3 protein-coding genes are annotated in these 2,072 nt (G+C 24.9%); 1 reads left to right on the top strand and 2 read right to left on the bottom strand.

The features are described 5' to 3' along the window. Window positions 1–18: 18 nt before the first annotated feature. Entirely contained in the window at window positions 19–582 is a 564-nt protein-coding gene (locus ACRC03_RS08265) for a hypothetical protein (protein WP_438652090.1), read from the bottom strand. A gap of 96 nt (window positions 583–678) precedes the next feature. Between ACRC03_RS08265 and ACRC03_RS08260 the strand changes: the two genes are divergently transcribed. Beyond that, entirely contained in the window at window positions 679–1,326 is a 648-nt protein-coding gene (locus ACRC03_RS08260; protein WP_438652089.1) for an SIMPL domain-containing protein, read from the top strand. A 315-nt stretch (window positions 1,327–1,641) separates the two neighbouring features. On the opposite strand, the gene ACRC03_RS08255 is transcribed toward ACRC03_RS08260, so the two are convergent. Beyond that, complete coding sequence (locus ACRC03_RS08255; protein ID WP_438652088.1) at window positions 1,642–1,944, bottom strand: phage holin; 303 nt, start codon at window positions 1,942–1,944, stop codon at window positions 1,642–1,644. Window positions 1,945–2,072 lie beyond the last annotated feature (128 nt).

The following is a 2,072-nucleotide window of genomic DNA, read 5'->3' as shown; positions in this document are numbered from 1 at the left end:
AATAATTATATATTATTATTATTTAGAAAAAAACTTCTTCAAAAAGTTAGAACCATGTAAATCTACAAATTCAAGAAATTGATTATATTTAAAACGATTACTAAAAGCAAAATACACTACCCTATCATCAGTTGAATTACCAAAGGCAAATCCATAAACATTAAGTAGTTCAGACATTTCCTCTAAATTTAGGTTGAGAAAATAACCAATACTTATTAGAGTATTTTTAGATGGAGAATTACCTTTTAATATTCTATTTAAATAACTTCGGTCTACTCCATAATGTGATAAATTTTTAAAATTGTAATCAACCTTTTCTTTTATAAGGCTACTAAGGCTACTAAGGTAATCTTCTGGTGAGAGAAGTTTATTTAGAAAAAACTGGTCATCATCACATAGATTACAATCAAGTTCTTCAAATATATCTAAACTATTAATTTCATTAAAGTCTTCAATTTCCTCGGATTGATTAGATTTATCAATATCATAAAAACGACTTTTATTCTTTTTAAATTTAGATAAGTAATTCTCATAAAGTCTAGTTATATTTTCAATATACAATTCATCCTTTAAAAAATTCATATACCCCTCCAAAAAAATTGGACTGTCAGTCCAAGACATTTTACTAACTAAATAATACCATAGTAGTATAAAGATAATCAAACCTATGGAGGAAATATGATGAGAACTATAAGTATAAAAGGTGAAGCAAGTTGCTTTATGAAACCGGATATGTGCACAATAAGCTTTAAAGTAATGAAAACTAATGAAGTTTACAAAAATTGTGTAAAAGAATTAAATGAAGAGGTAAGCGCTATACTAAACCAATTAAAAAATATAAAAATAAATGAAGATTACTTAACTACAAAAGACTTTTATGTTAGTCCACATAATGTATATGATAATGATTTAAAGGAATATATATTTGTAGATTATAGAGGAGAACATAAAATAGACATAAAAATTGACAATGATAGTGATTTAATAAATAGAATATTAAGTATGTTAAATGACAATGAATTTACACCAAGGGTGAGTATAAGTTTTGGGCTTAAAGATGAAAGTATAATAAAAGAAGAAGCCTTAAAAATAGCAATTGATAAAGCAAAGAAAAATGCAAAAATTATAGCAGTTGGATTGGATGTTAAGTTAGGGAATATACAAGATGTTAAATATAATTTTGGAGAACAGGAGGTGTTTAACAGAAGATACGATTATTTAGAGGAAGTAAATATATGTAAAAGCAGTTGTGATTTTAATATTATGTCAGAGGATTCTAGCCATAATGAAAGTGTTAGTATAGTATGGGAAATAGAAAATAACTAATATAGAAGGAAGAAATATTTTCAATAAAGAAAAAATCTTATGAAATAGTAGGTTATGGATTAAGTTTTATTGTAGGATTAATAGCATTTCCAATATTACTAATAATAGCATTAGTTATACCAATGATATTTTTTAATAAAGAAAGTAAGGCGAGTATAATAGAAACATTGAGAGAAGTTGAATAAAAAAATAAGCTCGCACTAAAGTTGCGAGCTTATTTCTAAATACCATGTGGAAACTCATAACCACCTTTAATTTCTACTAATTATATTACCTCAACGATAGGTAAAATCCCAAGAGTATAAGCTACTTGATTTATTTAAATATTTTTTTTATTTCATATACAGCAGATTCAATTAAGATATCAGCTTGTTGAGCAGTAATTTTATTATTTGTAAGTTCTACAAGTTTTGATATAGCTAAAGCTTTTTTATCAACACCAGATAATAGTGGATTAAACTGCTCAATAGACATAACTACCTGTTTTGCAAGCTCATAGTAAGTTTTAGTTTTATCAGAACCAATTTTTTGTTTAATTAAATTTATTAGAAAGCTACCTACAGTAGTTATAGTTAAAGTTATTATAACTAATAATAAGTTAAATATATTATTATCCAAAATAGCACCTCCTTAAATTTTAAGCTTTAATTTAAATAGTATAAGTATAACTACTATATAATATGAAACTTAAAATCAAGAGGTGCTATTTAAATCAAAATAAGAAATTTTTGAAAAATTTACTTTAT

The organism is Romboutsia sp. (assembly GCF_051659545.1).
Taxonomy (GTDB): domain Bacteria; phylum Bacillota; class Clostridia; order Peptostreptococcales; family Peptostreptococcaceae; genus JBOFOR01.
The sequence above is the reverse complement of the archived record's forward strand: the minus strand, read 5'-3'. Positions and strand labels throughout refer to the sequence as shown.